General features: G+C 71.1%; 25 protein-coding genes. 6 read left to right on the forward strand and 19 right to left on the reverse strand.

Going from position 1 to position 26,538, the window contains the following annotated elements; translation table 11 throughout:
• Positions 1 to 6: 6 nt before the first annotated feature.
• Positions 7 to 741 carry a TIGR03089 family protein gene (locus FIP57_RS00920; RefSeq protein ID WP_148571006.1) on the forward strand — a complete coding sequence of 245 codons (735 nt, stop codon included), beginning with the start codon at positions 7 to 9 and terminating at the stop codon, positions 739 to 741.
• Here the strand turns inward: FIP57_RS00920 and FIP57_RS00925 are convergent.
• The 8 genes from FIP57_RS00925 to FIP57_RS00960 form a co-directional block, all read right to left on the reverse strand.
• Positions 726 to 3,605, reverse strand: a complete 2,880-nt coding sequence (locus FIP57_RS00925; protein ID WP_148571008.1) for an FG-GAP-like repeat-containing protein — start codon at positions 3,603 to 3,605, stop codon at positions 726 to 728. The two genes, FIP57_RS00920 and FIP57_RS00925, sit on opposite strands and share 16 nt — an antisense overlap.
• A 150-nt stretch (positions 3,606 to 3,755) precedes the next feature.
• Complete coding sequence (locus tag FIP57_RS00930) at positions 3,756 to 4,559, reverse strand: ABC transporter ATP-binding protein (RefSeq protein WP_148571010.1); 804 nt, start codon at positions 4,557 to 4,559, stop codon at positions 3,756 to 3,758.
• Between the two features lie 7 nt (positions 4,560 to 4,566).
• Entirely contained in the window at positions 4,567 to 5,472 is a 906-nt protein-coding gene (locus tag FIP57_RS00935; RefSeq protein WP_238993194.1) for an ABC transporter permease, read from the reverse strand.
• Positions 5,469 to 7,493, reverse strand: a complete 2,025-nt coding sequence (locus FIP57_RS00940; protein ID WP_238993195.1) for a glycosyltransferase — start codon at positions 7,491 to 7,493, stop codon at positions 5,469 to 5,471. The genes FIP57_RS00935 and FIP57_RS00940 overlap by 4 nt, the downstream gene beginning before the upstream one ends.
• Positions 7,490 to 8,662 (reverse strand): UDP-galactopyranose mutase, encoded by a 1,173-nt coding sequence (glf, locus tag FIP57_RS00945; RefSeq protein WP_203230976.1) that lies wholly within the window; start codon positions 8,660 to 8,662, stop codon positions 7,490 to 7,492. Before glf ends, FIP57_RS00940 begins: the two co-directional genes overlap by 4 nt.
• 60 nt (positions 8,663 to 8,722) lie before the next feature.
• On the reverse strand, positions 8,723 to 9,652 hold the full coding sequence (locus FIP57_RS00950) for a glycosyltransferase family 2 protein (protein WP_148571014.1): 930 nt from the start codon (positions 9,650 to 9,652) through the stop codon (positions 8,723 to 8,725).
• A complete protein-coding gene (locus FIP57_RS00955) occupies positions 9,649 to 10,569 on the reverse strand; it encodes a glycosyltransferase (RefSeq protein ID WP_148571017.1) in 921 nt (306 codons plus the stop codon). Before FIP57_RS00955 ends, FIP57_RS00950 begins: the two co-directional genes overlap by 4 nt.
• A gap of 34 nt (positions 10,570 to 10,603) precedes the next feature.
• Positions 10,604 to 12,010: an LCP family protein gene (locus FIP57_RS00960; protein WP_148571019.1), complete on the reverse strand. Its 1,407-nt coding sequence runs from the start codon at positions 12,008 to 12,010 to the stop codon at positions 10,604 to 10,606.
• Between the two features lie 89 nt (positions 12,011 to 12,099).
• Between FIP57_RS00960 and FIP57_RS00965 the strand changes: the two genes are divergently transcribed.
• Genes FIP57_RS00965 through FIP57_RS00975 form a run of 3 tightly spaced genes read left to right on the forward strand, consistent with a single transcriptional unit; the run spans position 12,100 to position 14,408 of the window.
• Positions 12,100 to 13,245: an LCP family protein gene (locus tag FIP57_RS00965; protein WP_148571021.1), complete on the forward strand. Its 1,146-nt coding sequence runs from the start codon at positions 12,100 to 12,102 to the stop codon at positions 13,243 to 13,245.
• Positions 13,242 to 14,132 carry a crotonase/enoyl-CoA hydratase family protein gene (locus FIP57_RS00970; RefSeq protein WP_148571023.1) on the forward strand — a complete coding sequence of 297 codons (891 nt, stop codon included), beginning with the start codon at positions 13,242 to 13,244 and terminating at the stop codon, positions 14,130 to 14,132. The genes FIP57_RS00965 and FIP57_RS00970 overlap by 4 nt, the downstream gene beginning before the upstream one ends.
• 60 nt (positions 14,133 to 14,192) lie before the next feature.
• Positions 14,193 to 14,408 (forward strand): (2Fe-2S)-binding protein, encoded by a 216-nt coding sequence (locus tag FIP57_RS00975; RefSeq protein WP_148571025.1) that lies wholly within the window; start codon positions 14,193 to 14,195, stop codon positions 14,406 to 14,408.
• Positions 14,409 to 14,417: 9 nt separating this feature from the next.
• On the opposite strand, the gene FIP57_RS00980 is transcribed toward FIP57_RS00975, so the two are convergent.
• The 6 genes from FIP57_RS00980 to FIP57_RS01005 form a co-directional block, all read right to left on the reverse strand.
• Complete coding sequence (locus tag FIP57_RS00980; protein ID WP_203231012.1) at positions 14,418 to 15,803, reverse strand: acyl-CoA carboxylase subunit beta; 1,386 nt, start codon at positions 15,801 to 15,803, stop codon at positions 14,418 to 14,420.
• Positions 15,804 to 15,967: 164 nt separating this feature from the next.
• On the reverse strand, positions 15,968 to 16,342 hold the full coding sequence (locus tag FIP57_RS00985; protein WP_148571026.1) for a tetratricopeptide repeat protein: 375 nt from the start codon (positions 16,340 to 16,342) through the stop codon (positions 15,968 to 15,970).
• Between the two features lie 43 nt (positions 16,343 to 16,385).
• The gene (locus FIP57_RS00990) at positions 16,386 to 17,312 is read right to left on the reverse strand and encodes a carbohydrate ABC transporter permease (protein WP_148571028.1); all 927 of its coding nucleotides are present in this window, start codon (positions 17,310 to 17,312) and stop codon (positions 16,386 to 16,388) included.
• Positions 17,313 to 17,361: 49 nt separating this feature from the next.
• Entirely contained in the window at positions 17,362 to 18,255 is an 894-nt protein-coding gene (locus FIP57_RS00995; RefSeq protein WP_203230977.1) for a carbohydrate ABC transporter permease, read from the reverse strand.
• Positions 18,252 to 19,625 carry an ABC transporter substrate-binding protein gene (locus tag FIP57_RS01000; RefSeq protein WP_203230978.1) on the reverse strand — a complete coding sequence of 458 codons (1,374 nt, stop codon included), beginning with the start codon at positions 19,623 to 19,625 and terminating at the stop codon, positions 18,252 to 18,254. The genes FIP57_RS00995 and FIP57_RS01000 overlap by 4 nt, the downstream gene beginning before the upstream one ends.
• Before the next feature lie 136 nt (positions 19,626 to 19,761).
• The gene (locus FIP57_RS01005; RefSeq protein ID WP_148571036.1) at positions 19,762 to 20,946 is read right to left on the reverse strand and encodes an acyl-CoA dehydrogenase family protein; all 1,185 of its coding nucleotides are present in this window, start codon (positions 20,944 to 20,946) and stop codon (positions 19,762 to 19,764) included.
• Positions 20,947 to 21,001: 55 nt separating this feature from the next.
• Here FIP57_RS01005 and FIP57_RS01010 point away from each other — a divergent pair, with 55 nt between their 5' ends.
• Both FIP57_RS01010 and FIP57_RS01015 read left to right on the forward strand, forming a co-directional pair.
• Positions 21,002 to 21,427 carry a CoA-binding protein gene (locus FIP57_RS01010; protein WP_238993196.1) on the forward strand — a complete coding sequence of 142 codons (426 nt, stop codon included), beginning with the start codon at positions 21,002 to 21,004 and terminating at the stop codon, positions 21,425 to 21,427.
• Between the two features lie 94 nt (positions 21,428 to 21,521).
• On the forward strand, positions 21,522 to 22,916 hold the full coding sequence (locus FIP57_RS01015) for an FAD-binding oxidoreductase (protein WP_162529640.1): 1,395 nt from the start codon (positions 21,522 to 21,524) through the stop codon (positions 22,914 to 22,916).
• A gap of 177 nt (positions 22,917 to 23,093) precedes the next feature.
• On the opposite strand, the gene FIP57_RS01020 is transcribed toward FIP57_RS01015, so the two are convergent.
• From FIP57_RS01020 to FIP57_RS01040, 5 genes are all read right to left on the reverse strand, one after another.
• Positions 23,094 to 23,462, reverse strand: a complete 369-nt coding sequence (locus FIP57_RS01020; RefSeq protein WP_148571040.1) for a VOC family protein — start codon at positions 23,460 to 23,462, stop codon at positions 23,094 to 23,096.
• Between the two features lies 1 nt (position 23,463).
• Positions 23,464 to 23,988 carry a 5-(carboxyamino)imidazole ribonucleotide mutase gene (gene purE / locus FIP57_RS01025; RefSeq protein ID WP_148571042.1) on the reverse strand — a complete coding sequence of 175 codons (525 nt, stop codon included), beginning with the start codon at positions 23,986 to 23,988 and terminating at the stop codon, positions 23,464 to 23,466.
• Positions 23,985 to 25,166 (reverse strand): 5-(carboxyamino)imidazole ribonucleotide synthase, encoded by a 1,182-nt coding sequence (locus FIP57_RS01030; protein WP_148571044.1) that lies wholly within the window; start codon positions 25,164 to 25,166, stop codon positions 23,985 to 23,987. Before FIP57_RS01030 ends, purE begins: the two co-directional genes overlap by 4 nt.
• A 13-nt stretch (positions 25,167 to 25,179) precedes the next feature.
• Positions 25,180 to 25,512, reverse strand: a complete 333-nt coding sequence (locus FIP57_RS01035; RefSeq protein WP_148571046.1) for a winged helix-turn-helix domain-containing protein — start codon at positions 25,510 to 25,512, stop codon at positions 25,180 to 25,182.
• An 82-nt stretch (positions 25,513 to 25,594) separates the two neighbouring features.
• A complete protein-coding gene (locus FIP57_RS01040; RefSeq protein ID WP_238993197.1) occupies positions 25,595 to 26,527 on the reverse strand; it encodes an adenylate/guanylate cyclase domain-containing protein in 933 nt (310 codons plus the stop codon).
• Positions 26,528 to 26,538 lie beyond the last annotated feature (11 nt).

The raw sequence follows: 26,538 nt of genomic DNA on the forward strand, positions 1-26,538 counted from the left end.
GGCCCGGTGGCACACGAGACCTTCCCCGACGCCCTCGCCGCGGCGCTCGCCCGCACGCCCGGACGGCCGCTGGTCACCTTCTACGACGACGCGACCGGCGAGCGGGTCGAGCTGTCGGTGACGACGTACGCCAACTGGGTCGCGAAGACCGCCGGGCTGCTGCAGGACGAGCTGTTCGTCGAGCGCGGCTCGACCGTGCTCATCGACCTGCCGACCCACTGGCTGGGACCGGTCTGGCTCGGCGCGGCGTGGAGCGTCGGTGCCGCGGTGACCGACGACGGGACGGTGGACGGGGTCGATCTGGTGGTCTGCGGCCCGGACACCGTCGCCGCCCACGCTTCGGGCGAGGCGCCGGTCGTCGCGCTCTCCCTCCTCCCCATGGGTACGGCGTTCCGCCACCCGCTCCCCGCCGGCGTCGTGGACTACGGCCGCGTGGTGTGGGGCCAGCCCGACGCGTTCTTCCCCGACGAGCCGCCCGAGCCGGACGACGTGGCCTGGCGCGACGACTCGGGAGCCCGGACGCAACGCGACCTGCTGGCCGCCGTGCCCGGCGAGGGCGACGAGCCCCGGCTCCTCACCGACACCAACCCGTCCACCGCCGCGGGGTTGGAGACCCTGCTCGGCCCCCTCCTCGCCGGCGGCGGCACGGTGTGGGTCCGACACGCGGACCCCGACGGCTGGGATCGCCGGGCCGCCGCTGAGCAGGCGACCCGGGTGCTCCGCGATCAGCCGAGGTCGTAGCGGTCGAACCCGGTCCCGATGATCCGTCGCGGGCCGAACCCGTTCGCCTGGCCGCGGAGCAGGAAGAGGTCCCCACCGGAGCGGGCCCGCACGACGAGGTCGCTCCGGCCGTCGCCGTCCAGGTCGCCGAGGCCGCGCAGCCAGTCGTAGCGCTTCAGGTTCTTCGCCACCTGGACCGCCTTGCCGCCGTCCCGGGGAACGAACCACAGGGTGCCGTTCTTCCGGCGGAAGCCGAGGTCGGGGAACTTGTCGCCGTCCCAGAGCCCGAGGTTCACCAGCCCGGTCGGCTTGAAGTCGACCGACAGGTCGGTGGTGGTCCGGAACCGTCCGGTGCCGTTGCCGTGGAAGATCCGGTAGGTGCCGGCCTGCTTCCCGGCCAGGTCGGGCTTGCCGTCACCCGTGACGTCGCCGACCGCGGTGACGTGCTTGACGCTCTTCCACGCCGAACCGCCGATGAGCACCGGGGCCGCGAGCTTGCCGTTCGCCTGACCCGCGCGCAGGTGGAGCTCGCCGGACGAGGCGTCGCGGGTGACCACGTCGCCACGGCCGTCGCCGTTCCAGTCGCCGGCGTTGAGCACGAGGTCGGTCCCCGGGAGCGCGGCACCGGTGTCCACGACGCCGCGGAGGTTGGTGCGGCCGTTGTGGGCGAAGACCGAGAGCCGGCCACCGGCCAGGGCGACCATGTCCGGGTGCTTGGAGCCGGTCAGCTGGCCGGCGAGCCCGATCCAGCGGGCCGACACGAAGCCGTTCCAGCCGCCGAGCCGGGCCTTGAGCCCGCCGGCACCGTCGCCGGGGAACACGTAGACCAGGCCGTTGCCGGCAGCACGGACGATCAGGTCGGGACGGCCGTCGCCGGTGGCGTCGCCGCGCCCGGCGACCAGGTCGTAGCCGGAGAAGCTGCCCGGGAGCGCGACCGGCTTGCCGATCCCCTTGGCGGTGCCGGGGACGAGCCACAGCGTGGCGCCCGAGCGGGCCACGAGGTCCGGCCGGCCGTCGCCGGTGAGGTCGCCCACGCCGACGGTGAGGTCGTAGCGGCGCCAGTCGGTCGACAGCACCTTGATCGCTCCGAAGCTGCCGCCGCCGCGGCCGGGGATCAGGACGAGCCGCTTGTTCGCGGTGCGCCGCCCGACGAGGTCGACGTGGCCGTCGCCGTTCATGTCGCCGACGCCGGTCAGCTGGTCGAGCTTGTTGAACCGGGTGTAGACGTGGCCGGCGGGGCGCAGCGCGCCGCCCTTGGTGACCCGGAAGTCCCGCGCCTTCTTCGTCGCGCCGGAGCGGGCGATCACCTCGATCGCGCCGTCGCCGTCGATGTCACCGGGGACCGCCACGAGGTCGGTCCGGTTCCAGTCGGAGACCGCGACGGTGCCGCTGCCGGCGAAGCCGAGCTGGCCACCGGTAGGGACGATCACGACGTTCTTGGTGGCGGCGTCGCGGACCACGAGGTCCGGCCAGCCGGTGGCCGCGAGGTCGCCGGAGAGCGGGGTGCCGGTGGTCGGCTTCGGGGGCTCTTCCGGCTCGGGCGCCGGCTTGGGCGGCGTGCCGGTCTTCTGGATCTTGGCGGCCAGCTTGCGGATCTGCGGCAGCTCGGCGTAGAGGTACCGGCCCGGGCAGGCGGTCGACCCGGCGTCGCGGTGGCCGTTGATCGCCTGGAAGTAGCGGCTGGTGACGAAGACCCGGGTGGCGGAGGCGTCGACCCCGTGCTTGCCGAGCTTCCAGGCCATCAGCGCGGCGTACGCCTCGATCATCGCCTTCGTGGGGCGGGCGGTCTCGAAGTTGCCGATCGCCGACATCGCGAAAGAATCGTCGTTGTAGCCCAGGGTGTGGGCGCCCACGACGGGCTTGCCGACGCCGCCGGCGCGCCCCTCCCAGATCCGGCCGAAACGGTCGACGAGGAAGTTGTAGCCGACGTCGCTCCAGCCGCGGCTCTTGGTGTGGTACGCGTAGATGCCGCGCAGGATCGCCGGCACGTCGTCGCGGCTGTAGTCGTTGGCGTTGACGGTGTGGTGCACGAAGCCGGCGTGGATCTCGCCGTACCGCAGCGAGCCCTTGTCGCGGAGCCGCTCGTCGGCGCCCCACTGCGAGCGGGAGAAGATCTTCGGCCGCGGCGCCGAGAGCTTCTTCGCGCTGAGCTCGATGTCGCCCTCACCGCTGCTCTCGTGACCGGCGGTCGTCGCCGTGGCGTCGATCTCCGGGGGCTCCTCGGCGCTCTGGCTGTCCTCGCCCGGGTCGACCAGGTCGACCGACATGCCGCGCGGCGTGACGCCGCCTCGGCTGGTCGCCCGGACCTGGACGCGGTCGACGTCGCCGACCACGACCGGCTCGGTCCCGGAGCGGACCTCGCGGCCGTCCTCGACCTCGTCCGCGTCGGCGCCGTGCTCGGCGTCGTAGTGCATCTCCTGCCACGCCGACCACCCGCCGTCGGTCTGCGTGCGGATGGAGAACGCGACGTCCTCCTCCGACAGCTTCTGGCGACCGTCCCAGGTGACGCCGACGGTGGCGTAGCCGGTGACCTTCTCGGCCTTGCTGAAGACCACGATCTCCTGCGGGGAGTCGTCCTGGGTGGAAGACTTCTCCTGCACCCGGCTCTGCCGGGTCGGTTCCGCGGAACGCTCGTGGGTGAGGGCCACCTCGCGCACGGTCGGCTCGACGGGGCGGGTCGGGACGACCGACCGGTCCTCGGGAGCAGCCTGGGAACCAGTGGAGTGCTGGGTCACGGGCTGGGTCGACGGCTGGGTCCGCACACCGACCGGCGGCTGGATGTCCAGCACCACGACGCCCGCCGCCGAGACGGCCACGACGCCCACGACGGCAACCGCGGAGACCTGCTGGCACAGGGTCACGAACAGGTTTTTGGACTTGGGCAAGAGGGTGCTCCCAGCGCGTCAGTCATTCACAGACGCCACAACTTTCACACCCGTCACGCATGCCCGCAATGAGTTCGCACGAACTACACGACTGTATTTTGTCGGAGCTACCAGAATTACACCGGTGTAGTTTCCGCGGCGGAGCGCCCGTCAGATCTCGGCGCCGAGCTCCGAGTCGTTCTCGTCGTCGTCCTGCTCGTTCTCGGAGGAGACATCGTCACCGTCGTCGTCGTACTTGAGGTAGCGGATGCCCTCCTTGACCGGGCCGTCGAAGCCGAGCCGGCCGTTCTCGAGGACCAGGACCCGGTCGCACATCCGCTTCACCGAGCCGGCGGCGTGGCTGACGTAGAACAGCGTCCGCCCGTCCTTGCGGATCTCCTCCATGCGGGCCAGGCACTTGCGCTTGAAGGGCTTGTCCCCCACCGCCAGCACCTCGTCGACGAGGAAGATGTCGCTGTCGGTGTGCACCGCGACCGCGAACCCGAGCCGGGAGAACATCCCGGACGAGTAGGCGCCGACCGGGGTGTCGAGGAACTTGCCGATGTCGGCGAACTCGATGATGTCGTCGAACTTGCGGTTGGTCTCCGCCTCGCTCATCCCGAGGATCGCGGCGTTGAGGTAGATGTTCTCCCGGCCGGTGAGCTGCGGGTGGAACCCGGCGCCGGTGGCGATCAGCCCCGCGATGCGCCCCCGGGTCAGCACCTCGCCCTCGTCGGGGCGCATCACGCCGTTGATCAGCTTGAGCAGGGTGGACTTCCCGGAGCCGTTGAGCCCCATGAGCCCGATCGACTCGCCCTGCTCGACGGTGAAGGAGACGTCGTCGAGCGCCAGGAAGGTGTCGCTGAGGTCCTGCCCCTTCACCAGCGCCACCGTCATCTGCTTGAGGGTGCGGTGGTAGCGCATCGTGAACCGCTTGCTGACGCCGCGGACGACGATCGACTCGGTGCTGCTCATAGGCCGCTCACAACCGCTCCGCGAACTTGTTCTCCAGCCGGGTGAAGACCAGCTGGGCGACGACCAGGACGACCAGGGCTGCCGCGAGGTGACCGAACCCGATCAGGAACAGGTGGTCGGGGATGTGGTGCTCGATCGTCTCGGTGGGATCGTCCGTGGTGCCCACCCAGAAGCAGCGCTGCACGAGCAGGACCACCTCGGCCAGGGGGTTGAGCAGGTAGTAGTCGGCGAAGTCGCGGAACCGCTGCTCGACCATGCTGTAGGGGTAGATCATCGGGACCGAGAAGGTCACGAAGATCGTCAACGTGTTCACCACGTTGCCGAAGTCGCGGAAGAACACGTTGGCCGCGCTGAAGAGCAGCGCCAGGGCCGTGCCCAGCACCGCGCAGATCACGAAGCCGAGCAGCCCGGCCATCACCCCGACGAGGTCGGGGGTCCAGCCCACCGCGACGCAGGCGACCGTGAGGATCACCAGCCCCGGCACCACGTGGAACGCCGAGACCAGCATCGAGGCGACCGGGAACATCTCCCGCGGCATCGCCATCTTCCGGACGAGCGCCTTGTTCTTGATGATCGAGCGGGTGCCGGCGTTGAACGACTCGGTGAAGAAGTGCACGAAGACGATGCCGGCGAACATGTGCACGCCGAAGACCTCGACCTCGTCGTGGAGCCCGAGGATGCCGCCGATGACGAAGAAGTACATCGCGAACCGGACGGCCGGCTGCACGTAGGACCAGAACAGCCCGAGGAACGACCCGCTGTAGCGGCCCTGGATCTCCTTGCGGACCAGCAGCCGCAGCAGGTAGCGGCGGCGGAAGACGTCGAGCAGGCCGCCGTTGGCGCCCGGAGGCGCCAACGGTGCGTCGGGGACGGTGGCCGGGTCGACGGTGTGGGGAACCGGGACTCGGATCACCCGGCGTCACCACCGGTCGCCTTGAAGGTCTGCTCCCAGGTGTCGGGGGCGGTGATCTCGGCGAGCGCCGCGCGGTACTGCGCGGCCAGCCGCGGCCACTCGCGCAGCAGCCGCTGATGGATCTCGACCGTCCGCTTGAGCAGGTCGCGGTAGAGCTCCGGGTCGCGCTGGTAGAGCGCCGCCGAGGTCCCGTCGGGCATCGACACGACGGCCGCGTCGTAGCGGGCGAGCCGGAACCACTTGGCGTCCATCGCCTGCACCTCGGACTCCGGGTACTTCTTGGCGAGGTCGCGCACGGGCCGCAGCTGGCGCAGCGGCGCCAGTCCGGCGGTCAGCATCATCCCGAAGCGGCCCGGCAGCACGGCGTCGTCGCGCCCCTTCCGCGGCGGCTTCTTCCGGCGTACGGGCGGGAACGCGTCCGGGTCCGCCTGGAGCTGGGCGTCGGAGAACTGCTTGGTCACCGCCCGGATCTCCGGGAGCGTGGTGCCGAGCGTCTCGTGGAGCTTGTGCGGCCCCTCGAGCACCGCCTCGAGCGCTCGGTGGCGCAGCACCACGGTGGAGTACTGCATCGAGACCAGGTGCTTGATCTGGTGGTTCAGGCTCTCGCGGACCATGCGCCCGCCCCGGTCGTAGGGCGAGTGGAGCAGCGCGGCGATGAACCGGTTGCGCTGGTGGAAGTAGGACTGCCAGTCGAGCGCGTCGTTCTTGTCGGTCCACGGCACGTGCCAGACCGCGGCGCCCGGGAAGGTCACCGTCGGGTACCCCGCCGCCTTGGCCCGCAGGCCGTACTCCGAGTCGTCCCACTTGATGAAGACCGGCAGGCTCAGCCCGATCTCCTCGAGCAGCTGCACCGGGATCAGGCACATGAACCAGCCGTTGTAGTCCACGTCGACCCGGCGGTGCATCCAGCGCGCGGAGCGCAGGTTGCGGACGTCGAAGTCCCAGTCGTTGAAGACGCCGGGCGCCGACTGCCACCAGAACCGCCACGGCTGGACGACCTCGCCGAAGCTGTGCAGCCGCGACTTGGCGTAGAGGCTGAACATGTGGCCGCCGACGATCGTCGGGCGGCGGGCGAGGTCGGCGAAGGTGACCGCCCGGATGATCCCCTCGGGCTCGCAGACGACGTCGTCGTCCATGCACATGAAGTACGTCGCGGTGCCGCGGCGCAGCGTCTCGAGCTGGCCGCGGGCGTACCCTCCGGAGCCACCGAGGTTCGCCTGGTCGATGACCCGGAGCCGGTCGCCGAGGAGCTCGGCGGCCTCGGCGAACACCGGGGAGTCGACGACCTTCTTGGTGCCCTGCTCGACGACGAGCACCTCGTCGAGGTAGCGCTCGAGGTCGTCGTCCTCGCCGAGCTGGCGCAGCAGCTTGGCGCAGAAGTCCGGGCGGTTCATCGTGGTGATGCCGACCGTGGTGGTGCCGTGGGCGGCCCGGTCGACCGGCACCTCGGCCGTCCACTCCGCGCTCGCGACGACCACGTCCTCGTCGCCGGCCACGACGTCGTACCAGTACCAGCCGCCGTCGACGAAGGGCTTCAGCGTCAGGTCGAAGCTGAAGGTGCCGACCGGGCCGTCGGTGGTGGCCGCGTCGACGCGCTGGGAGCGGCCGTTGGCGGTGGACCGGTAGACGATGACGGTCGCGCCCTCGCCCTCGACCTCCAGCGTCAAGGTGACCTCGGGGACGACGGTCCAGCGGCGCCAGTAGCTCGCCGGGAACGCGTTGAAGTAGGTGCCGAACGATACCCGCTCCCCCGTCGGGATCCGGAACCGGTGGCGGCTCTCCACCTGGTCGGGGTGGACCGCGTGGCCCTCGGGAGTCGGCGTCTGCATCGAGATCTCGAGCGCGAGCTGCGCGCTGCGGTCGAGCCCCCCGCCGGTGCGGTCCGCGTCGAGGGCGGCCGGCGCGGTGTCGACGTACAGGCTGAGGATGTCGAGGTCGCGACCGAGCGGCATGATCTGGCGCTGCAGCAGCCGCGTGGTGGTCACCTCGTCCGGCAGCGTCTCGGTGGTGCTGGCGGTCATGAGTCGATGCCTCCGCTCGTCAAAGGCTCGCCCGACGCGAAGTGCGGCTTGAGCCGGTTCTCGTACATGGACAGGGCCGACCCGATGGCCATGTGCATGTCGAGGTACTTGTAGGTGCCCAGCCGGCCGCCGAAGAGCACCATCGGCTCCTTCTTCGCCAGCTCGCGGTAACGCAGCAGCTTCTCGCGGTCGGCGGGCGTGTTGATCGGGTAGTAGGGCTCGTCGCCCTCTTCGGCGAACCGGGAGTACTCGTGCACGATCACGGTCTTGCCGGGCAGGTGGGTCCGCTCGGGGTGGAAGTGCTTGAACTCGTGGATCCGGGTGAAGGGGACGTCCTCGTCGTTGTAGTTCATCACCGAGGTGCCCTGGAAGTCGTCGACGTCGACGACCTCGGCCTCGAGGTCGACGGTGCGCCACGACAGCCGCCCCTCCGAGTGGCCGAAGTACTCGTCCACCGGGCCGGTGTAGACGACGGGCACCTTGCCGAGGTACTCGTCACGGACCTTGAGGAAGTCGGTCTCGAGCCGCACCTCGATGTTCGGGTGGTCGGCCATCCGGGTCAGCCATGCGGTGTAGCCGTCGACCGGGAGCCCTTCGTACTTGTCGTTGAAGTAGCGGTTGTCGAAGTTGTAGCGGACCGGGAGCCTCGTGATGATGTCCGGGCTCAGCTCCCTGGGGTCGGTCTGCCACTGCTTCGCGGTGTAGCCCTTGACGAACGCCTCGTAGAGCGGGCGCCCGATGAGCGAGATCGCCTTCTCCTCGAGGTTCGTCGCCTCGGAGGTCTCGAACTCGCTCGCCTGCTCCGCGATCAGCGCCCGCGCCTCGTCGGGGGTGAAGTAGCGGCCGAAGAACTGGCTGATCAGCCCGAGGTTCATCGGGAACGAGTAGACCTGGTCCTTCACCCGCGCGAAGACCCGGTGCTGGTACGACGTGAACGAGGTGAACCGGTTGACGTACTCCCACACCTTCTCGTTCGAGGTGTGGAACAGGTGGGCGCCGTAGACGTGCACCTCGATGCCGGTCTCCGGCTCGGCCTCGCTGTAGGCGTTGCCGCCGAGGTGGTGGCGCCGCTCGAGCACGAGGACGCGAAGCCCGAGCTCCTCGGCGCACCGTTCGGCGATCGTCAGCCCGAAGAAGCCGGACCCGACGACGACGAGATCGAAACTCACGGTGCTGTGCTCCTCGGGGGAAGTCGACTGGCGCAGGGAGGTCCCGGCACCCCGGGGAGTCTAACGAGAGGGGTCCGCCGGGCCGGTGACCCGAGGCGGCGCGGTGCGTGCCAGCGGTCGCGCGTCGCGTATGGCCCTCACCACGTTGCGCGCCTCGTCACGCCGGCCACGGGCCACGGCGAGCACGAGCACCGCGAGCGCGATGAGGTAGGGCTTCAGCCGGACCAGCGGGTTCTCCCCGTGGCGCAGGTGCACCACGAAGAGGTTGCGGTACATGTAGTAGCCCTTCCAGGACCGCATGTCGTGCTGCTGGTCGAAGTCGAGCTGGCGGACCAGCACCGCGTCGCGGACCGCGACCACCGGGAAGCCGGCGCGCCGGGCCCGGACCGCGAAGTCCACGTCGTCGTAGAAGATGAAGAACCCGGGGTCCGGCAGCCCCACCGCGGCCACGACGGAGCGGTGCACCATGAACCCCTCGAACGCGACGTTCTCCACCGGCACCTCGGCGGGCATCGCCTCCCGGGTGCCGTAGCGCTCGGCGACGGTCTCCCGCTTGGGTCGGATGCTGAGCGGGTTGCGGAGGTCGAACCGGGTGGCCGCCAGCTCGCAGAGCCGCCCCTGCTGGTCCTCACGCACCGCCATCAGCGCGGGGCCCCCGTGCTCGAGGAGCACCCCGAGCGTCTGCGGGGCGGGGACCACGTCGTCGTCCATGAGCCAGATCCGGTCGTGGCCGTCGTCGTACGCCCTACCGACGCCGCGGGAGAAGCCGCCCGCTCCGCCGTCGTTGGTCTCGCTGCGCAGCACCCGCAACGGCAGCGCGGGGTCGTCCGCGAGCGCCGCCAGCACCTCGACGGTGTGGTCGGTGCTCGCGTTGTCGACGACGTAGACCGCGTCGGGGCGGCGGTCCAGCGCCGCGAGCCCCTCCAGGCACCGGCGGAGCAGCTCGGCGCGGTTGTAGGTGACCACGACGACGGCGACGGTCTCGCTCACCGCAGGAACCTCTCGTGGCCGGTGAAGTCGCGCCGTACGGCGGCCCCGAACGCCTCGGCGCTGAGCCGCAACCGGTGCAGGCTCGGCCGGGTGAGCGAGTAGAACCAGACCGTCTTGACCAGGAACGGCAGCACGCGGAGGACGCCGCCGTAGTCGCGGAGGTTGGTCACGTTGTTGCGGACCATGCAGTAGTGCTTCAGGTCCGACGGCGAGTGGTTGTACGTCGTCCGGCCGAACGCCATCGGGGTGCCCAGGTCGTCGGTGGCGGGGTGCTCGAACCGGCTCCCGACCACGGTGGCGACCCGTGCCCCGGCCTCGCGGGCCCGCCAGAGGTACTCCACGTCGTCGCCCCAGATGAAGAACTCCTCGCGGGGCAGCCCGATGCGCTCGACGAGGTCGTGGGAGAGCAGCACCCCGTTGAAGGGGATCACGATGTCCTCGAGCAGCCCGTCGGTCGCCCGGGCCTCGAGCGCCGCGGTGTCCCGGAGCACGACCGCGGTGCCGGGCGGGCGGATCGGGAAGCAGAGCCGGTCGGAGTCCCCCTCGGCGACCACGGCCGGCCCCAGGAAGTCGTAGCGGTCGACGTGCGGCAGCAGCGCGGCGAGGCAGTCGTGGGGCGGCAGCCCGTCGTCGTCCATGAGCCAGAACAGCGCTCCACCCATCTCCAGCGCGGCGGCGAGCCCGGAGTGGAACCCGCCGGCGCCCCCGGTGTTCCGCTCGTGGCGGACCACCCGCATCGGCGTGGTCAGCTCCACGGCGAGCCGCTCTAGCACGGCCGGTGTCTCGTCGGTGGAGGCGTTGTCGACCACCACGAGCGCCCCCGGACGGGTCGACTGCGTGTCGATCGCCCGCAGGATCCGCTCGAGCAGCGGGGCACGGTTCCAGGTCACGACGACGGCGACGACCCGGTGACCCACGGGGGCGACCCTAGCCGCGCGGTTCGCGGGACGGTCAGCAGGCCTTGCCGAGGTCCTCGGTCTGGTTGGCGACGTACCCCTCGGACATGCTGCCGAGCGAGCCGCCGGTGGTCGTGCCGCCGCGCTTGGAGAACCCCTTGCCCGCCTTCTTGACCGTGCCGCCGCCCTCCGATTGCTCGAGCGCCTTGTCGATCATCGAGCGGATCTTGTCGATGTCCGGGTCGGAGGTGTTGATCGCGGGCGGCACGAAGGAGACGGTCGCGATCTTCTGGGACCGCGCCTTGAGGGCCAGCTCGGCGAAGGTGTCGAGCTCGGAGGCAGGCAGGTTGGTCTCGAAGAGCTTCCGGCCGGCGTCGGCGAACTGCTCGAACTTCAGCAGCACCTCCTGCGGACTGATCTGCTGGAGCATCGCGCTCATCACGCACTTCTGACGGGCCATCCGCGAGTAGTCGTCGGCGGTCTCCCGGGCCCGGGCGAACCAGAGGGTCTCGTAGCCGTCGAGCTCCTGCACGCCGGGCTCGATCCAGTCCTCCGCCGGGAACTCGATGGGGATGCGGTCGCGGACGTTGAGGGTCAGCCCGCCCATCGCGTCCACGAGCCCCTCGAACCCCTTCATGTCCACCAGCGCGTAGTAGTTGATCTTGAGCCCGGTGATCCCCTCGACGCCCATGATCGTCGCGTCGACCCCCGGGGTGTCGGAGTCGGCGAACTCGTCCTGGTGGTCCGCTGCGTAGGTGGCCAGCGAGTTGAGCGTGCAGGTGTCGCAGTCGTAGCCGTCCGGGTAGTCCTCGGCGAGCGGCGTCCCCTCGGGGAACGGGAAGTTCGTCATGTTGCGGGGCAGCCCGAAGAGGACCGTGCGGCCGGTCTCCTCGTCGATGCTCGCCACCGTCATGCTGTCGGTCCGCAGCCCCCAGCGGCCGGCGCCCTTGTCGCCGCCGATGAGCAGGATGTTGTAGCGGCCGTGCTCGGCGGCGCTGGCCGGGCCGTCACCGAAGACCGTGCTGATGAAGTCACCCTTGACCGCCAGCACGTGGGAGGCGAAGAGCAGGGAGCCCGCGACGCCGAAGACCGTGACGCCGTTGAGCCCCACCAGCATCAGCCGCTGGCGCTGGGCGAGCCCCAAGGGCTGGCCGAGCCGCCAGGCGTCGATCAGCAGCAGCGCCCACCCGACGGCGAGCAGCGTGAGGACGGTGCGGAGCAGCCCGGAGGCGAACCCGTCGAAGGCGAGCCAGAAGGCGAACCCTCGCCACAGGTAGCCCAGCGCGAGCGTCAGCACGCCGGTCGCCACGCACCCGAGCCAGATGCGCAGGGCGATCCGCCCCACCTTCTTGTTGCCTGCCACCAGCTGGGCCGAGCCCGGCAGCAGCAGCGTCATCACCAGCAGCGTGAGGGCACGACGGAACCTCACCCGGTGGAGCTCGGGGGACGTGGCGGGCCGCATCCGCCCAGTATCGCCAGTCCCATCGGTCCCATCCGTCACGGCACGCCGTGGTGCCGTGGCTCGATGTGGGTGCCGGTAGCGTCGTCGTCATGGCAGACGGCCGGAAGGACCCCCGCGGCGGTGACGACTTCGACTGGCTCTACCAAGGCGGCCGGAAGGGCGGGCGCGGGCAGGAGCCGCCGGAGTCCGACGCGACCCGGGTGCTCCCGACCTTCGACCGCGACGAGCCACCGCGCCGACGGCGGGACGACGCACGGCGCCAGGAGGGCCGGGAGGAGCCCCAGCGCATCGCGCCGACCCCCGGCGCCCCACCGAAGACCCGCCGGAAACGCCGGTTCCGGGCAAGGTGGCTGCTGCTCGTGCCGCTGGCCTGGCTGCTCTTCCTGGTCGGCGTCCCGGTCTACGCGTGGAACTCGGTGAGCCAGGTCGACGCCGAGCCCGGGGGCGAGCGGCCCGCCGACCAGCCCGGGACGACGTACCTCGTGGTCGGCTCCGACGGCCGGGCCGGGCTCGCCGGCGAGCGCACCGACACGATCATGCTGCTGCACACCGGCGACGGGCCCAACCTGCTGCTCTCGATCCCCCGCGACTCGATCGTCGAGGTCCCCGGCCACGGCACCACCAAGATCAACGCGGCCTTCGCCTTCGGCGGCCCCAAGCTGATGGTGCAGACGGTCGAGGGGGCCACGGGGATCCGGATCGACCACTACGTCGAGATGGGGTTCACGGGGCTGGTCCAGCTCGTCGACGCCGTCGGGGGCATCGAGATCTGCCCCGAGTCCGCGATCGACGACCCGATGGCCGAGCTGAAGATCTCGAAGGGGTGCCAGGAGGTGGACGGCAAGACCGCGCTCGGCTACGCCCGCTCGCGCAAGAGCCAGCAGCTCGGCGACATCGACCGGGCCCGCCACCAGCGCGAGGTGGTCTCGTCCATCGGCTCCGAGATCGTCTCGTGGCAGACCGTGGTCAACCCGCTGCGCTACTGGCGGGTGGTCAACGCGGGCGCGGAGACGGTCACCGTCAGCGAGGGCACCGGGCCGATCTCGGCCGGCCGGTTCGCCTACGCGATGACGCGCGTCGACGGGAAGAGCGGGCTGACCTGCACCGTGCCGATCGCCGACCTGGCCGTGAACTGGGACCAGGAGCGCGCCGACCAGCTCTTCTCGCTGATCGCCGAGGACCGCACCGCCGAGGTCGGCAAGGACCTCTGCCTGCCGACGGGGATGCGCCAGTGACCGACCATGTGACCGGGTACGAGACCCTCGACTGGAGCGTCGACGGGGACGGGATCCTCACCCTCACGCTCGACCGGCCCGACCAGCTCAACGCGTTCACGGTCACGATGGCCGAGGAGCTCGTCGCCGCATTCGGCCGGGCCAGCGCCGACGACGACGTACGCGCGGTGGTGGTCACCGGCCGGGGGCGCGCGTTCTGCGCGGGGATGGACCTCTCCGTCGGCGGCAACGTCTTCGGGCTCGACGAGAGCCTCGAGCCGACGCTGGGCGACCTCCACGACCGGCTCGACGACCCCGAGATCGTCTCCGGGGTCCGCGACACCGGCGGCCAGGTGACGTTGGCGATCTACGACTGCACGAAGCCGGTCGTCGCGGCGATCAACGGGGCGGCCGTCGGGATCGGGGCCACGATGACGCTCGCCATGGACGTGCGGCTGGCCTCGGCGAAGGCCCGGGTGGGGTTCGTCTTCGGCCGGCTCGGCATCGTGCCGGAGGCGTGCTCGACCTGGTTCCTGCCGCGGATCGTGGGGATCGACCGGGCTCTGGAGCTCGTCTACACCGCCGACGTCCTCGACGCCGACGCCGCCCACGAGGTCGGGCTGGTCCGCTCGGTCCACGAGCCGGACGACCTGCTGCCCGCGGCCCGCGCGCTGGCCCTGCGGTTCACCCGCGGCCGCTCACCGGTCGCGACCGCGCTGGCCCGCCGGATGATGTACCGCAACGCCGCCCAGCCGCACCCCCTCGAGGCGCACCGGGTCGAGTCGCTGGCGATGTTCCACACCTCGCGCGCGGACGGGCGCGAGGGGGTCCAGGCGTTCCTGGACAAGCGCGACCCCGACTTCACCGGGAAGGCGTCGGAGCTGCCCTTCGACTGGGGGTTGACTTAGGTAAGCCTCACCTTCAGGATGGGGCGAGTCCTCCCCGCTCTCCGAGAAGGTCGCGCCCCGATGATCCTGTGCCACTGCCACGTCGTCACCGACAAGGCGGTCCACGCTGCGGTCGACGAGGGCGCCCGGACGCTCGCCGGCGTCTGCCGGTCGACCGGGGCCGGCAGCGACTGCGGGTCGTGCGTCTTCTCCGTGCGGCACGCCATGCGCGCCGCGCAGAGCACCGCCGCTGCCGCGGTCGCCACGATGGCGAGCGAGCTGGCCGAGCCGGCCTGACCCGACCGGTCAGAACCCGAGCGCCGCGGCGATCGTGCTCCGCGTGTCCGCGGGGTCGATCACGTCGTCGATCTCGAAGTGGCGGGCGGCGTTCAGCGCCGACGCCTCCTCACGGAGCGCCGCGGTGAGCTCGCGGACCCGCCGCTCCCGCTGCGCGGCGTCCGCGATCGCGTCGAGCTCGCTGCGCATCGCGAGCCGCACCGCACCCTCGAGCCCCATCGCCCCGAGGTGGGCGACCGGCCACGCCACGGTCAGCAGCGGCTCGTGGGTGCTGCCCCCCAGCATCGCCTGGGCGCCGAGCCCGTAGCCGCGGCGCAGCACGACGCCGACCAGCGGCACCCGGAGCCGTGCGCCCGCCACCACCAGGCGGGAGGCCCGCCGGACCAGCCCCGTGGTCTCCGCCTCGGGGCCCACCATCATCCCGGGGGTGTCCACGAGGGAGACCACGGGGATCCCGTGGGTGCTGCAGAGCTCCAGGAAGTCGGCGGCCTTGTCGGCGGCCTCCGCGGTGATCGCCCCGGCCATCCGCATCGACTGGTTGGCGACGAACCCGACCGACCGCCCCTCGATGCGGCCCAGCGCGGTCACCATCTCGGGGGCGAACGCCGCCCGCAGGTGGGTGACCGTGCCCACGTCGGCGAGCGTGTCCACCACGACGCGCACGTCGAAAGCCTGCCGCTCCCGCTCGGGCACCACGGTGCGAAGCGCGGCCTGGTCGGGGGCCTCGCCGGGCGGCAGGGCGCCCTGGAAGTAGCCGAGCAGGGTGCGGGTGACCGCGACCGCCTCCGCCTCGTCGGCGACCTCGACGTCCACGACCCCGTTGCGGGTCTGCACGCTGACCGGACCGATCTCCTCCGGTGCGTGGTCGCCGAGCCCTCCCCCGGCGATCATCGCGGGGCCCGCCATCCCGAGGTTGCTGTTCCGGGTGGCCACCACCAGGTCGGAGGAGCCGGCGAGCACGGCGTTGCCGGCGAAGCAGCGGCCCGAGACGACCGCGATCCGCGGGACCACGCCGGCCAGCCGCGCCCAGAGCGCGAACGAGGGCACGTCGAGCGCGGAGACCAGCGGGATGTCGGTGTCGCCCGGCCGCCCGCCGCCGCCCTCGGTGAAGAAGACCGCCGGCAGCCGGAGCCGCTCGACCAGCCCGATCAGCCGGTCGGACTTGCGGTGGCCGCGCATCCCCTGGGTGCCGGCCATCACGAGGTAGTCGTAGGAGAGCACAGCGCACCGGGAGCGGTCGCCGAACAGTGCACCGTTGACCCTCGCCAGGCCGCCGACCAGGCCGTCCGCCGGCGTCTCGGTGATGACCGCCTCGCGCCCGCGCCGCTGCTCCTGGGCCGCGGTGACGAACCGCCCGTACTCGACGAACGACCCCTCGTCGACGAGGTCGGCGATGTTCTCCCGCGCCGCCCGCCCCGGGCGTGCCGCTTGGCGACCTTGTCGGGGCGGGCGGCGTCCTCGGTCAGCTCGCGCCGCCGGCGCAGCTCCTCGAGGGCGGTCAGGGCGGGGTGCGCGTCGGTCACGCCGGTCACCCTAGGACCGGCGTGGTCCGGCTCCGCTCAGAGCCCCGCGAGCTTCCGCTCGCAGCGCAGGACCCCGGTCTCGTGCTCGGGGTCCCCCGACATGACCGCGGCGAGCCGCAGGTGCGGCAGCGCCTCGGCGTACCGCGACTGGCGCTCGAGCACCCGGCCGAGCGTGAAGCGGGCCCACACGTCGGTGGGGTTACGCTCGACGAGCCCGTCGAGCTCGTGCTCGGCGTTGCGGAGCTGGGCGCTCTGGAAGTAGGCCCAGGCGCGCAGGGTGCGCAGGCTCTCCGACTGCGGTTCGGCGTCGATCGCCGGGTCGAGCAGCTCGATCGCCTTGCGCGGCGCCGAGCCCTCGAGCAGGGCCCAGGCCTGGTGGTAGACCTCGACGGGGTGCTTCTGGTCGTTCATCTCAACCTCCGGGGGTGGAACGCCGACCGCCCTCCCGGCATTCCTACCCCTTGCTGCCGGTGGTGGCGATCCCCTGGACGAAGTGGCGCTGGCCGAGGAAGAACAGCACGATCATCGGCACGGTCGTGATCACGCTGGCGGTCACGATGATCTCCCAGTGCCACTGCCCGCCGAAGCCGAACTGGTCGACCAGCGACTTCAGCCCGCGCGGCACCGTGAAGTCCTCGGAGTCGCGGAGGTAGATCAGCGGCCGCATCAGGTCGGTCCATGCCGCCTGGAACTCGAAGAGCGCGGTCACGATCAGCGCCGGCTTGGTGAGCGGCATCGCCACCCGCGTGAAGATCTGCCAGTTGTTCGCTCCGTCGATCCGCGCGGCCTCGAAGACGTCGCGCGGCAGGCCGAGGAAGAACTGGCGCAGCAGGAAGATGTAGAACGCGCTGCCGAACAGGTTCCCCGCCCACAGCGGGGTCAGGGTGCCGACCTGGCCGAGCGCGTCCCAGATGAGGTACGTCGGGATCATCGTCACCGCACCCGGCAGCATCATCGTGGCCAGCACGACCCCGAAGAGCAGGTTCCGGCCGCGGAACCGGAAGTAGCTGAACCCCCAGGCCACCATCGCGCTCGAGACCGTGACGGCCGCGGTGGCGAGCAGCGTGACGAGGACGGTGTTGAACAGCCACGCCGCCATCGGCGCTTCCTGCCAGACCGACACGTAGTTGTCGAGCGTGAAGGTCTTCGGGATCAGCCGGTTGTCGAAGACCTCGCCGCGGGGCTTGAACGACGCGCTCAGCAGCCAGACGAACGGGTAGACGAACGCCAGCGTGATCAGCGACAGCGCCGCGTAGAGCAGCCACCGACCGAGCCGGTTGCCCACCTCCTTCGGCGCGGGCTCCTTGGCGACCTCCACGGTCTCGACGGCGACCGCAGTGGCCGGGTCGAGCCGGGGTGCGGGGGTGTCGAGCGCGGTCATGCGGGGTCCCCGGCGCGGCGCGAGCGGAGCGAGTGGCGTGTTGGGGTGCTCATCGCGTCTCGGCCTCGTAGTAGACGAACCGCTGGGTGACCCGGATCTGGATGAACGTGACGATCATGATGATCACGAAGAGCACCCACGCCATCGCCGAGGCGTAACCCATGTGCAGGAACTGGAAAGCCTGCTGGAACAGGTAGATCGCGTAGAACAGCGCGGCGTCGTTGCTGTACGTCGTGTTGCCGCTGCCGAAGAACGCCGTGTAGGCCTCCGAGAACGACTGGAACGCCGCGATGGTGTCGACGATGAACACGAAGAACATCGCCCCGCTGATCATCGGGATCGTGATGCTCCAGGTCTGGCGCCAGAACCCGGCCCCGTCGACGCGCGCGGCGTCGTACAGCTCCTGGGGGACGTTGCGGAGCGCCGCGAGAAGGATGATCACCGAGCCGCCGACGGTCCAGAGGCTCATCATCACCAGGCCGGGCTTGACCCAGGACGGGTCGGTGGTCCACGCCGGGCCGTCGATGCCGATCGTACCGAGCATCCCGTTGATCAACCCGCTCTGCCCGTTGAAGATCAGCAGGAAGAGCACGCCGATGGCGACCGGCGGGGTCATCTTCGGCAGGAAGAACGCGGTGCGGAAGAAGCCGGACGCGCGCCCCGCCCAGTTCAGCAGCAACGCGAGCGCGAGCGACACCAGGAGCTGGGCGGGCACCGACATCGCCGCGAAGATGAAGGTGTTCCGCAGCGCCAGCGCGACCTTGTCGTCCTCGAGCAGCTCCTTGAAATTGTCGAAGCCGACAAAAGCCGGGTCGTTGATGACGTCGTAGTCGGTGAACGACAGGTAGCCGGTGTAGATGACCGGATAGGCGGTGAAGACCAGGAAGCCGACGATCCAGGGGCTGATGAAGAGGAGCGCGGCTCGTGTCTCCCGGGACCTCACTTGTCGTCCCACTCCGACCACGCCTCGTCGAGCGCGGACTGTGCCTCCTCCTGCGCCTGCGCCATCGCCTCCTGCGGCTCCTGCTGCCCGTTGAGGACCCGGTTGACCGCGTCCTGCCAGGCGGCCTCGAACTCCTCGCCCGCCGGGTTCGCCGGCATCGCGAACGTGGCGCCGTTGGCCTCGTAGGTCTTCTCGACGGCCTGGTCCCACTTCGCGTCGCCGCTGGGCTCGACCATGCCCTCGATCACCTCGTCGGCCTCGACGTTGCCGGTGAGCAGCCCGGTGAAGAGCCCGCCCTCCTTCTCGCGGAGCTCGATGCGCTTCTCCGCCGCGGCGACCCAGGTGTCGGTCTGCGTCATCGCCCGGGCCATCCGGCAGGCGGCCTCGGGGTTGTCGCTCCCCCGCGGGATCGCCCATGCCGAGCCCGACGCCCAGGCGATCGGGTCGCCCTCACGGGTGCGGACGGTGTCGAAGGCCATCGGGGCGTCCGGAGAGACGTCGTTGAGGACGTTGACGTACCACTGCTCCATCGGCATCGCCCCCAGCGTGCCGCTGGCGAACTGGTTGCCCTCGCCGAAGAAGTCGGCCGAGTCGCGGAACGCCTTGACCTTGCTGAAGCCGCCCTGGTCGTCGTAGATCCCGACGGCGAACTCGAGCGCCTCGACCACGGCGGGGTCGTCGAGCTGCGCGGTGCGGCCGTCCTCGGAGATCAGGTCGGCGCCGTTGGCCTTGGCCCACAGCGGCAGGAACTCCGGCATCTTGCTGTCGAAGCCGATGACGGTCAGCTTGCCGCCGTCGGTCTTCATGAGCTTCTTGTTTGCGGCCGTCACCGCGTCCCAGTCGGCGCCGTTGACGTCCTCCACGGAGACACCCGCCTGGTCGAGCAGCTGCTGGTTGGCCTGGACGATCTGGACCACGTTGAACTCGGGGACGCCGTAGACCTCGTCGTCGAAGGTCACCTGGCCGAGCGCGGCCTCGTTGAAGATCCCGGTGTCGATCCCCTCCCCCTCGAGGCAGTCCGCGAGCGGCACCACCGCGCCGCGCGAGGCGAAGGTGCCGATCTGGTTGCGCTCGGCGTAGACGAGGTCCGGCGGCGAGCCGTCCGCGACCGAGGCGAGGAACTGCTGGATGTCGAGGTCGCCCTCGACAAGGTCGACCTCGACGTCGCCGAGCGCCTTCTCGGCCTCCGCGAGACGGTTCTGCGCGACGTCGTCCTCCGTTCCGAACCCCATCACCTCGAGGGTGCCGCTCAGCTCCGCCTCCGAGTCGTACGACGCGTCCGCGCTCGTGTCGTCGTCACCTGTTCCCTGCGCACACGCAGTGAGCAGCCCCGCCGCCACCAACAGCCCGATCCCCGAGACGCGCCGCATCAGTCCACCTCTCTTCGCACACCGTGACTCCGTCACCGAGAAGCACTTACCCGGTTCTCGGGGGAGAAACGCTTCTCCCCCGGGCGCGGTCATGCCACCCCGCGGATCCGGCCGACGACGAACCGCCGCGTCAGGCTCAGAGCTGGGACTGCACTCCTGCCAGGAGCTGGCGCGCCATCACGATCCGCTGGACCTGGTTGGTGCCCTCGTAGATCTGGGTGATCTTCGCGTCGCGCATCATCCGCTCCACCGGGTAGTCCCGGGTGTAGCCGTACCCACCGAGCACCTGCACCGCGTCGACCGTGACCTCCATCGCCACATCCGAGGCAAAACACTTCGCCGCCGCCCCGAAGAACGTCAGGTCCTTGTCGCCCCGCTCCGAACGTCCGGCCGCGGCGTAGGTCATCTGCCGCGCCGCCTCGACCTTCATCCCCATGTCGGCGAGCATGAACTGCAACCCCTGGAAGTCGGCGATCTTCTTCCCGAACTGGGTCCTCTCCTGGGCGTAGGACAGCGCATAGTCCAGCGCCCCCTGCGCCACCCCGACCGCCTGCGCCGCGATCGTCACCCGGGTGTGGTCCAGGGTCCGCATCGCGGTCTCGAAGCCGGTGCCCTCCGCGCCGATCATCCGGTCCGCGGGGATCCGGACGTTGTCGAGGTAGACCTCCCGGGTCGGGGACCCCTTGATCCCCAGCTTCTTCTCCTTGGCGCCGAAGCTGACGCCCTGGTCGCCCTTCTCCACCACGAACGCGCTGATCCCCCGCGACCGCTTCCGCGGATCATCGGTCGGGTCGGTCACCGCCATCACCGTGTAGAACTCCGACTCCCCGGCGTTGGTGATCCACCGCTTCACACCGTTGAGCACCCATCCGTCCCCGTCCCGCACCGCACGGGTCGACATCGCCGCCGCATCCGAACCCGCCCCCGGCTCCGACAGGCAGTAGGAGAACCCACCCTCACCACGCGCCAACGCACCGAGGTACCTCTTCTTCAGCTCCTCCGACCCCGCCAGCTGCACCGGCAACGAACCCAGCTTGTTGACCGCCGGGATCAACGACGCCGACACATCGGCCCGCGCGACCTCCTCGATGATCAAGCACGTCGCCAGCGCATCGGCCCCCGCACCGCCGTACTCCTCCGGCACGTGCGCGGCGTGGAAGTCCGCCGCCACCAACGCCTCCGCCGCCTCCCGCGGGTACCGCGACTCCTCGTCCACCTCCGCCGCGAACGGCGCGACCTTCGCCTCGCAGACGGCCCGCACCGCCTCCCGGATCGCCTGGTGCTCCTCGGACAGTGCGTAGAGGGGGAAGTCGTCGGCCATGACCTCCATGTTACTGAGCGGTCACCCTCACCGGCCCGGCGCTACCGTCGAAGAGGTGACCACCACACAGCAGCTTCCCTGGCTGGATCCCGCGGCGATCCGGTTCATGCTCGAGGAGTGCGAGACCTGGGCGGTCGTGGGGCTCTCGGGCAACCCGTCGCGGACGGCGTACTCCATCGCCCGGCTGCTCCAGCGACGCGGCAAGCGCATCGTCCCGATCCACCCCGACGCTCCCGTGGTGCTCGGTGAGCAGGGGTACGCCACGCTCGCCGACGTCCCGTTCCCGGTGGACGTCGTCGACGTCTTCCGCCGCTCCGAGCAGGCGGGGGTCTTCGCCGACCATGCGGTGGAGATCGGCGCCAAGGGCGTCTGGTTCCAGCTCGGCGTCGTCGACCACGAGGCGTTCCGGCGCACGACCGAAGCAGGCGTGCGCATGGTGATGGACACCTGCCCGGCGATGGAGTGGCCCGCGCTGGGTTGACCAGACCATGGCTCGCACTCGTCATTGCGGGTGGCCGCGAGCAGGTCTGGCATGGCGGGAAGGGGGTTCCTTCCCACTGCCTCGAGGAGGCGCCATGAACACCACCACCACCAGTCCCAGCGACGTCGGTCTGCCGGAGGGCTTCACCGGCGCGGCGATCCGGCCCGGGGACCCGGACTACGACGAGGCGCGGTCGGTCTACAACGCGATGATCGACCGCCGGCCCCAGCTCGTCGTCCGCCCACGAGGTGCCGCCGACATCCGCGACGCCGTCGCCTTCGCCCGCCAGCAGCGGCTCCCGCTCGCCGTGAAGTGCGGCGGCCACAGCGTGGCCGGCACCAGCGCCGTCGAGGGCGGGCTGCTGATCGACCTCTCCAGCCTCAAGGGGGTCCACGTCGACCCCGAGCGTGGCACGGCGATCGCCAACGCCGGCGCGCTGTGGGGCGAGTACGACCGGGAGACCGAGATTTTCGGGCTGGCCACCCCCGGTGGCCGCGTCACCACCACCGGGGTCGGCGGCTTCTGCCTCGGCGGGGGCTACGGCTGGCTCTCCACCAAGCACGGGCTCACCTGCGACAACCTCGTCGCGGCCGACATCGTCACCGCGAGCGGCCATCTCCTGCACGTCACCGAGGACACCAACCCCGAGCTGATGTGGGGGCTCCGCGGTGCGGGGGCGAACTTCGGGGTGGTCACCAGCTACGAGCTGAAGCTCCACGCGCTCCCGCCGCTGCTGATGGCCGGGATGCTGATCGTCCCGAACGACGACGAGGCCGCCGACGTCGTGCGTGCCTACCGCGACCACGTCGAGAGCGGCCCGGACGACCTCGTCACAGCCCTGGCCACCGTGCTCGCTCCCCCTGCCGACTTCGTGCCGCCCGAGGTCGTCGGCCAGCCGATGGTCGGCATCGTCGTGGTCTGGCTGGGCGACCCGGCCGAGGCCGAGGCCGCCGTCGCTCCGCTGCGGCGGATCGCCGAGCGCGGCATGGACCTGGTGCAGCCGATGCCGTACACGGCTGTCCAGGCGCTGCTCGAGGGGTTCAACCCGAAGGGGTTCCTCAACTACCACCGCGGCCGTCACCTGCGCGCGCTGCCCGATGCGGTGATCGACGACTACGTGGCCATCGGCCGCGAGATCGGGTCGCCGCTCACCCAGGGCGTCGTGTTCCGCCACGGCGGTGCCATCGCCGCGGTGCCGGAGGACGCCACCGCTGCCGGCAACCGCAGCGCCGCCTACATGGCGCACCCGATCGCCTGCTGGGCGGACCCGGCCGACACCGACCGGGAGCGCCGCTGGGTCGACCGGTTCACCGAGGCGTTCGCCCCGGCTGCGACCGGTGGCTACTACCTCAACTTCGAGCCGGGCACCACGGAGACCGACGTGCGTGCCGGGTTCGGCGACGCGAAGTACGAGCGGCTCGCCGGCCTCAAGGAGGAGTACGACCCGGAGAACGTCTTCTCGAGCAACCACAACGTCATGCCTGGCTGACACCCACCGGTGGTGACGGCTGCTCGTGCGGCGTCCACCGCCAGGCGGCCCAAAGGACCGAGGTTGTGGAGCCCGTCTGCCCGGGACGGCTTCCTGCATCGGCCGCGGCACCTGCTAGTCGTCGACCGCGGCGAGAGCTGGCTGTGGAGTTGTCGCTAGACCAGCCGGAGCCAGCCGTCAGCGGGGCTCGAGGAACTCCAACCGGTTGCCGAACGGGTCGTGCGCGTAGAACCGGTCGTGCCCGGGGAACTCATCGTCCCAGGCGACGTCGACACCGCCGGCGACCAGCCGGTCCGCGAGGTCGCGCAGCCCGCTCACGAGGATCCCCGGGTGCGCCTTCCGGGCAGGCGCGAACGGCTCCTCCACGCCGAGGTGCACCTCGAGCCCACCCCCCCGGAACCAGCAGCCACCGCGCGCGGCGAGGACCGGCGGCTTCTCCAGCTCCTCCATCCCGAGCAGGCCGCACCAGAACTCCCGGCACGACGGCTCGCCGCCGCGCGGGATCGCGAGCTGCACGTGGTGCAGCGGTCCCAGCGAGAACCCCACCTCAGAACCCGACGTTGCGGGGGCCCTCGCGGACCACGCGCCCCTTCTCCTGCGCCGCGGCGCGGAGCTCCTGCTGGAACTCCTCCATCCGCGAGCGCAGCGCCTCGTCGGTGGCGGCGAGGATCCGCACGGCGAGGAGGCCCGCGTTGCGCGCGTTGCCGACGGCGACGGTGGCGACGGGCACGCCCGCCGGCATCTGCACGATCGACAGCAAGGAGTCGAGCCCGTCGAGGTGCTTGAGCGGCACCGGGACGCCGATGACCGGCAGCGGCGTGACCGCGGCGAGCATCCCGGGCAGGTGTGCGGCCCCTCCGGCGCCCGCGATGACGACCTTGAGCCCGCGCGACGCCGCCGAGCGGCCGTACTCGAGCATCTCCTCGGGCATCCGGTGCGCCGAGACGACGTCGGCCTCGACGGGGACGCCGAACTCCTCGCAGGCCTCGACGGCCGCACGCATCGTGGGCCAGTCGGAGTCGGACCCCATGACCACGCCGACCACTGCCGGCACCTCCAGCGGACCGCTCATTCGCTCTCCTCACCGAGGTCGCCCCGGAACCACGCGGCCGCGTGCCGGGCTCGTTCGCGGACCTCGTGGAGGTCGTCGCCGTACGCCGTGACGTGGCCGACCTTGCGACCGGGCTTCACGGCCTTCCCGTACAGGTGGACCTTGAGCCGCGGGTCGCGCGCGAAGACGTGGGGGTAGCCGGCGTACAGCTCGTCCGACAGCCGCCCGTGGGAGCCGCCGAGGATGTTCACCATCACCGTCCACCGCTCCCGCGCCGCCGGCGACCCGAGCGGCAGGTCGAGCACCGCACGGAGGTGGTTCTCGAACTGGCCGGTCACGGCGCCGTCCATGCTCCAGTGGCCGGTGTTGTGCGGCCGCATCGCGAGCTCGTTGACGAGGACGCGACCGTCGGTGGTCTCGAAGAGCTCGACGGCGAGGATGCCGGTCACCTCGAGCTCGGCGGCCACGGTCATCGCGATCCGCTGCGCCTCGAGGGCGCGCTCCTCGGGCAGCCCTGGGGCGGGGGCGGTGACCTCCCAGCAGACGCCGTCGCGCTGCACCGACTCGACGACCGGGTACGCCGCGACCTGGCCGCTGGGTGACCGGGCGACGAGGGCCGACAGCTCGCGGCGGAAGTCGACCTTCTCCTCGGCGAGCACCCGGGCACCGGACGCCGCCGCGGTCTCGAACGCCACCTGCGACTCGGAGGCCGAGGAGACCACCCAGACCCCCTTGCCGTCGTAGCCCCCGCGGGTGGTCTTGAGGACGACCGGGAAGCCGCCGACCGAGCCGGCGAACGCGTCGACCTCCTCCAGGGTGGTCACCAGCGCGTGGCGCGGGGAGGGGATGCCGAGGTCGTCGAGCCTGGCCCGCATGACCGCCTTGTCCTGGGCGTGCACCAGCGCGGCCGGGCCGGGGCGACAGGCGTGCCCCTCGGCGCTCAGCGTCTCGAGGTGGCCGGTCGGGACGTGCTCGTGGTCGAACGTGACGACCGAGCAGCCGTCGACGACCCGGCGCAGCACCTCGAGGTCGCGGTAGTCGCCGACGGTCGTGTCCGGGACCACCTGGGCGGCGGAGACGTCCTCGCCCTCGGCGAGGAGGCGGAGCGGGACGCCGAGGCCGATGGCCGCCTGGGCCGTCATCCTCGCCAGCTGGCCGCCGCCGATGACGGCGAGGACGGGGGTGCGGGGCGGGGTCACGCCCCGAGCGTAGTCAGGAGGCGCGCTCGGCCATCACGCCGGCCGGGGGATGCGGCTCGAAGCGCAGCCCGCGTCCGCGGACGGTGGTGATCAGCGTCGGCCGGCGGGTGTCGTCACCGAGCTTGCGGCGCAACCAGCCGAGGTGGACGTCGATGGTCTTGGCCGAGGTCCAGAACGTCGTCTCCCACACCTCGAGCATGAGCGTCTCGCGGCTCACGATCTCGCCAGGGCGTCGGATGAGGGCGTGGAGGAGGTCGAACTCCTTGCGGGACAGCCGGATCTCCACCCCGTCCCGCCAGACACGACGGGCCTCGGGGTCGAGAGCGACGCCTTGGACGGTGAACATGACCAGTAGTTTCCCGGCATATCGGACAAGTCGCATGCGAACGGTGACGATATAGCCCAAACGGGCTATGCCCCGTCCCCCGTCAGCGACGCCAGACGGCGACCGGCTCGACCAGCCCGAACCCCCGCAGCGGGCGGGCGGTGAGCCGCCGGTGCTCGTACTCCCGCGGCGGCAGCGCGGCCACCGTCGCGTCGTCGACGAGCACCCGGTTGCGCCGGGCCAGCGCGGTCAGCCGGGCGGCCAGGTTGACCGGCGGGCCGAAGATGTCGCCGAGCCGGGTGACGACGAGCCCGGTCGCCAGCCCGATGCGCACGTCGGGCAGCTTCGGGTCGTCCCCGATCACCTCGATCAGCCCGGCCGCGATGTCCATCGCCCGCTGGGCCTCGTCGGCGACGAACAGCACCGAGTCGCCGATCGTCTTGATCATCCGCCCCTCGTGCGCGGCCACCGCGTCACCGCAGCGGGCCTCGAAGATCTCGACCAGCTCGCCGAGCCGGTCGGAGTCGAGCTCGTTGGAGAGCGCGGAGAAGTTCACCAGGTCGGCGAACCCTACGGTGACCGACGTCGACTGCTCCTCGTCGTCGACGTCGGTGCCGACGTCGAGCCGGGTGAGCGCCGCGTCCAGGTGACGCTGCCAGGAGTGCACCAGCACCTGCTGCAGCGCCTCGCAGACCTCGTCGGCGATCCGCTGTGCCCCTTCGCGCCGGCTCACCGGGAAGCCGGCGGTCTGGTCGGTGCCGACCTCCTCGGCACGGGAGGCCAGCGCGGCCACCTGCCAGTCCGACATCCGCGCGACGTTCTGGCCCACGGCCCGCACCAGCCGGACTGCGGTCGCCAGGTCGAGGTCGCTGCCCCGCACGGCCTTCACGATCGACTCCAGCACGACGCGGTCGTCGTGGGTGTAGCGGACCTCGTCGCCGGAGTCGGGGAACCCCAGGGCGCGGAAGAAGCGGCGGACGTTCCCCTCGCTCACGCCGACGACGTCCGCGAGCTCGAGAGCGGTGTAGGTGGGCAACGTAGCGTCCC

The sequence above is a fragment of the Nocardioides caldifontis genome (assembly GCF_008087345.1).
GTDB classification, from domain to species: Bacteria; Actinomycetota; Actinomycetes; order Propionibacteriales; family Nocardioidaceae; genus Marmoricola_A; species Marmoricola_A caldifontis.

Bases quoted from the DNA above. Each gene is read 5' to 3' on its own strand.
- FIP57_RS01000 (WP_203230978.1), bottom strand. From the start codon at position 19,625: ATGCGGCGCGTCTCGGGGATCGGGCTGTTGGTGGCGGCGGGGCTGCTC.
- FIP57_RS00990 (WP_148571028.1), bottom strand. From the start codon at position 17,312: ATGACCGCGCTCGACACCCCCGCACCCCGGCTCGACCCGGCCACTGCG.
- FIP57_RS00960 (WP_148571019.1), bottom strand. From the start codon at position 12,010: ATGCGGCCCGCCACGTCCCCCGAGCTCCACCGGGTGAGGTTCCGTCGT.
- FIP57_RS00975 (WP_148571025.1), top strand. From the start codon at position 14,193: ATGATCCTGTGCCACTGCCACGTCGTCACCGACAAGGCGGTCCACGCT.
- FIP57_RS01035 (WP_148571046.1), bottom strand. From the start codon at position 25,512: ATGTTCACCGTCCAAGGCGTCGCTCTCGACCCCGAGGCCCGTCGTGTC.
- FIP57_RS00930 (WP_148571010.1), bottom strand. From the start codon at position 4,559: ATGAGCAGCACCGAGTCGATCGTCGTCCGCGGCGTCAGCAAGCGGTTC.
- FIP57_RS00940 (WP_238993195.1), bottom strand. From the start codon at position 7,493: ATGACCGCCAGCACCACCGAGACGCTGCCGGACGAGGTGACCACCACG.
- FIP57_RS01005 (WP_148571036.1), bottom strand. From the start codon at position 20,946: ATGGCCGACGACTTCCCCCTCTACGCACTGTCCGAGGAGCACCAGGCG.
- FIP57_RS00985 (WP_148571026.1), bottom strand. From the start codon at position 16,342: ATGAACGACCAGAAGCACCCCGTCGAGGTCTACCACCAGGCCTGGGCC.
- purE (WP_148571042.1), bottom strand. From the start codon at position 23,988: ATGAGCGGTCCGCTGGAGGTGCCGGCAGTGGTCGGCGTGGTCATGGGG.
- FIP57_RS01015 (WP_162529640.1), top strand. From the start codon at position 21,522: ATGAACACCACCACCACCAGTCCCAGCGACGTCGGTCTGCCGGAGGGC.
- FIP57_RS00965 (WP_148571021.1), top strand. From the start codon at position 12,100: ATGGCAGACGGCCGGAAGGACCCCCGCGGCGGTGACGACTTCGACTGG.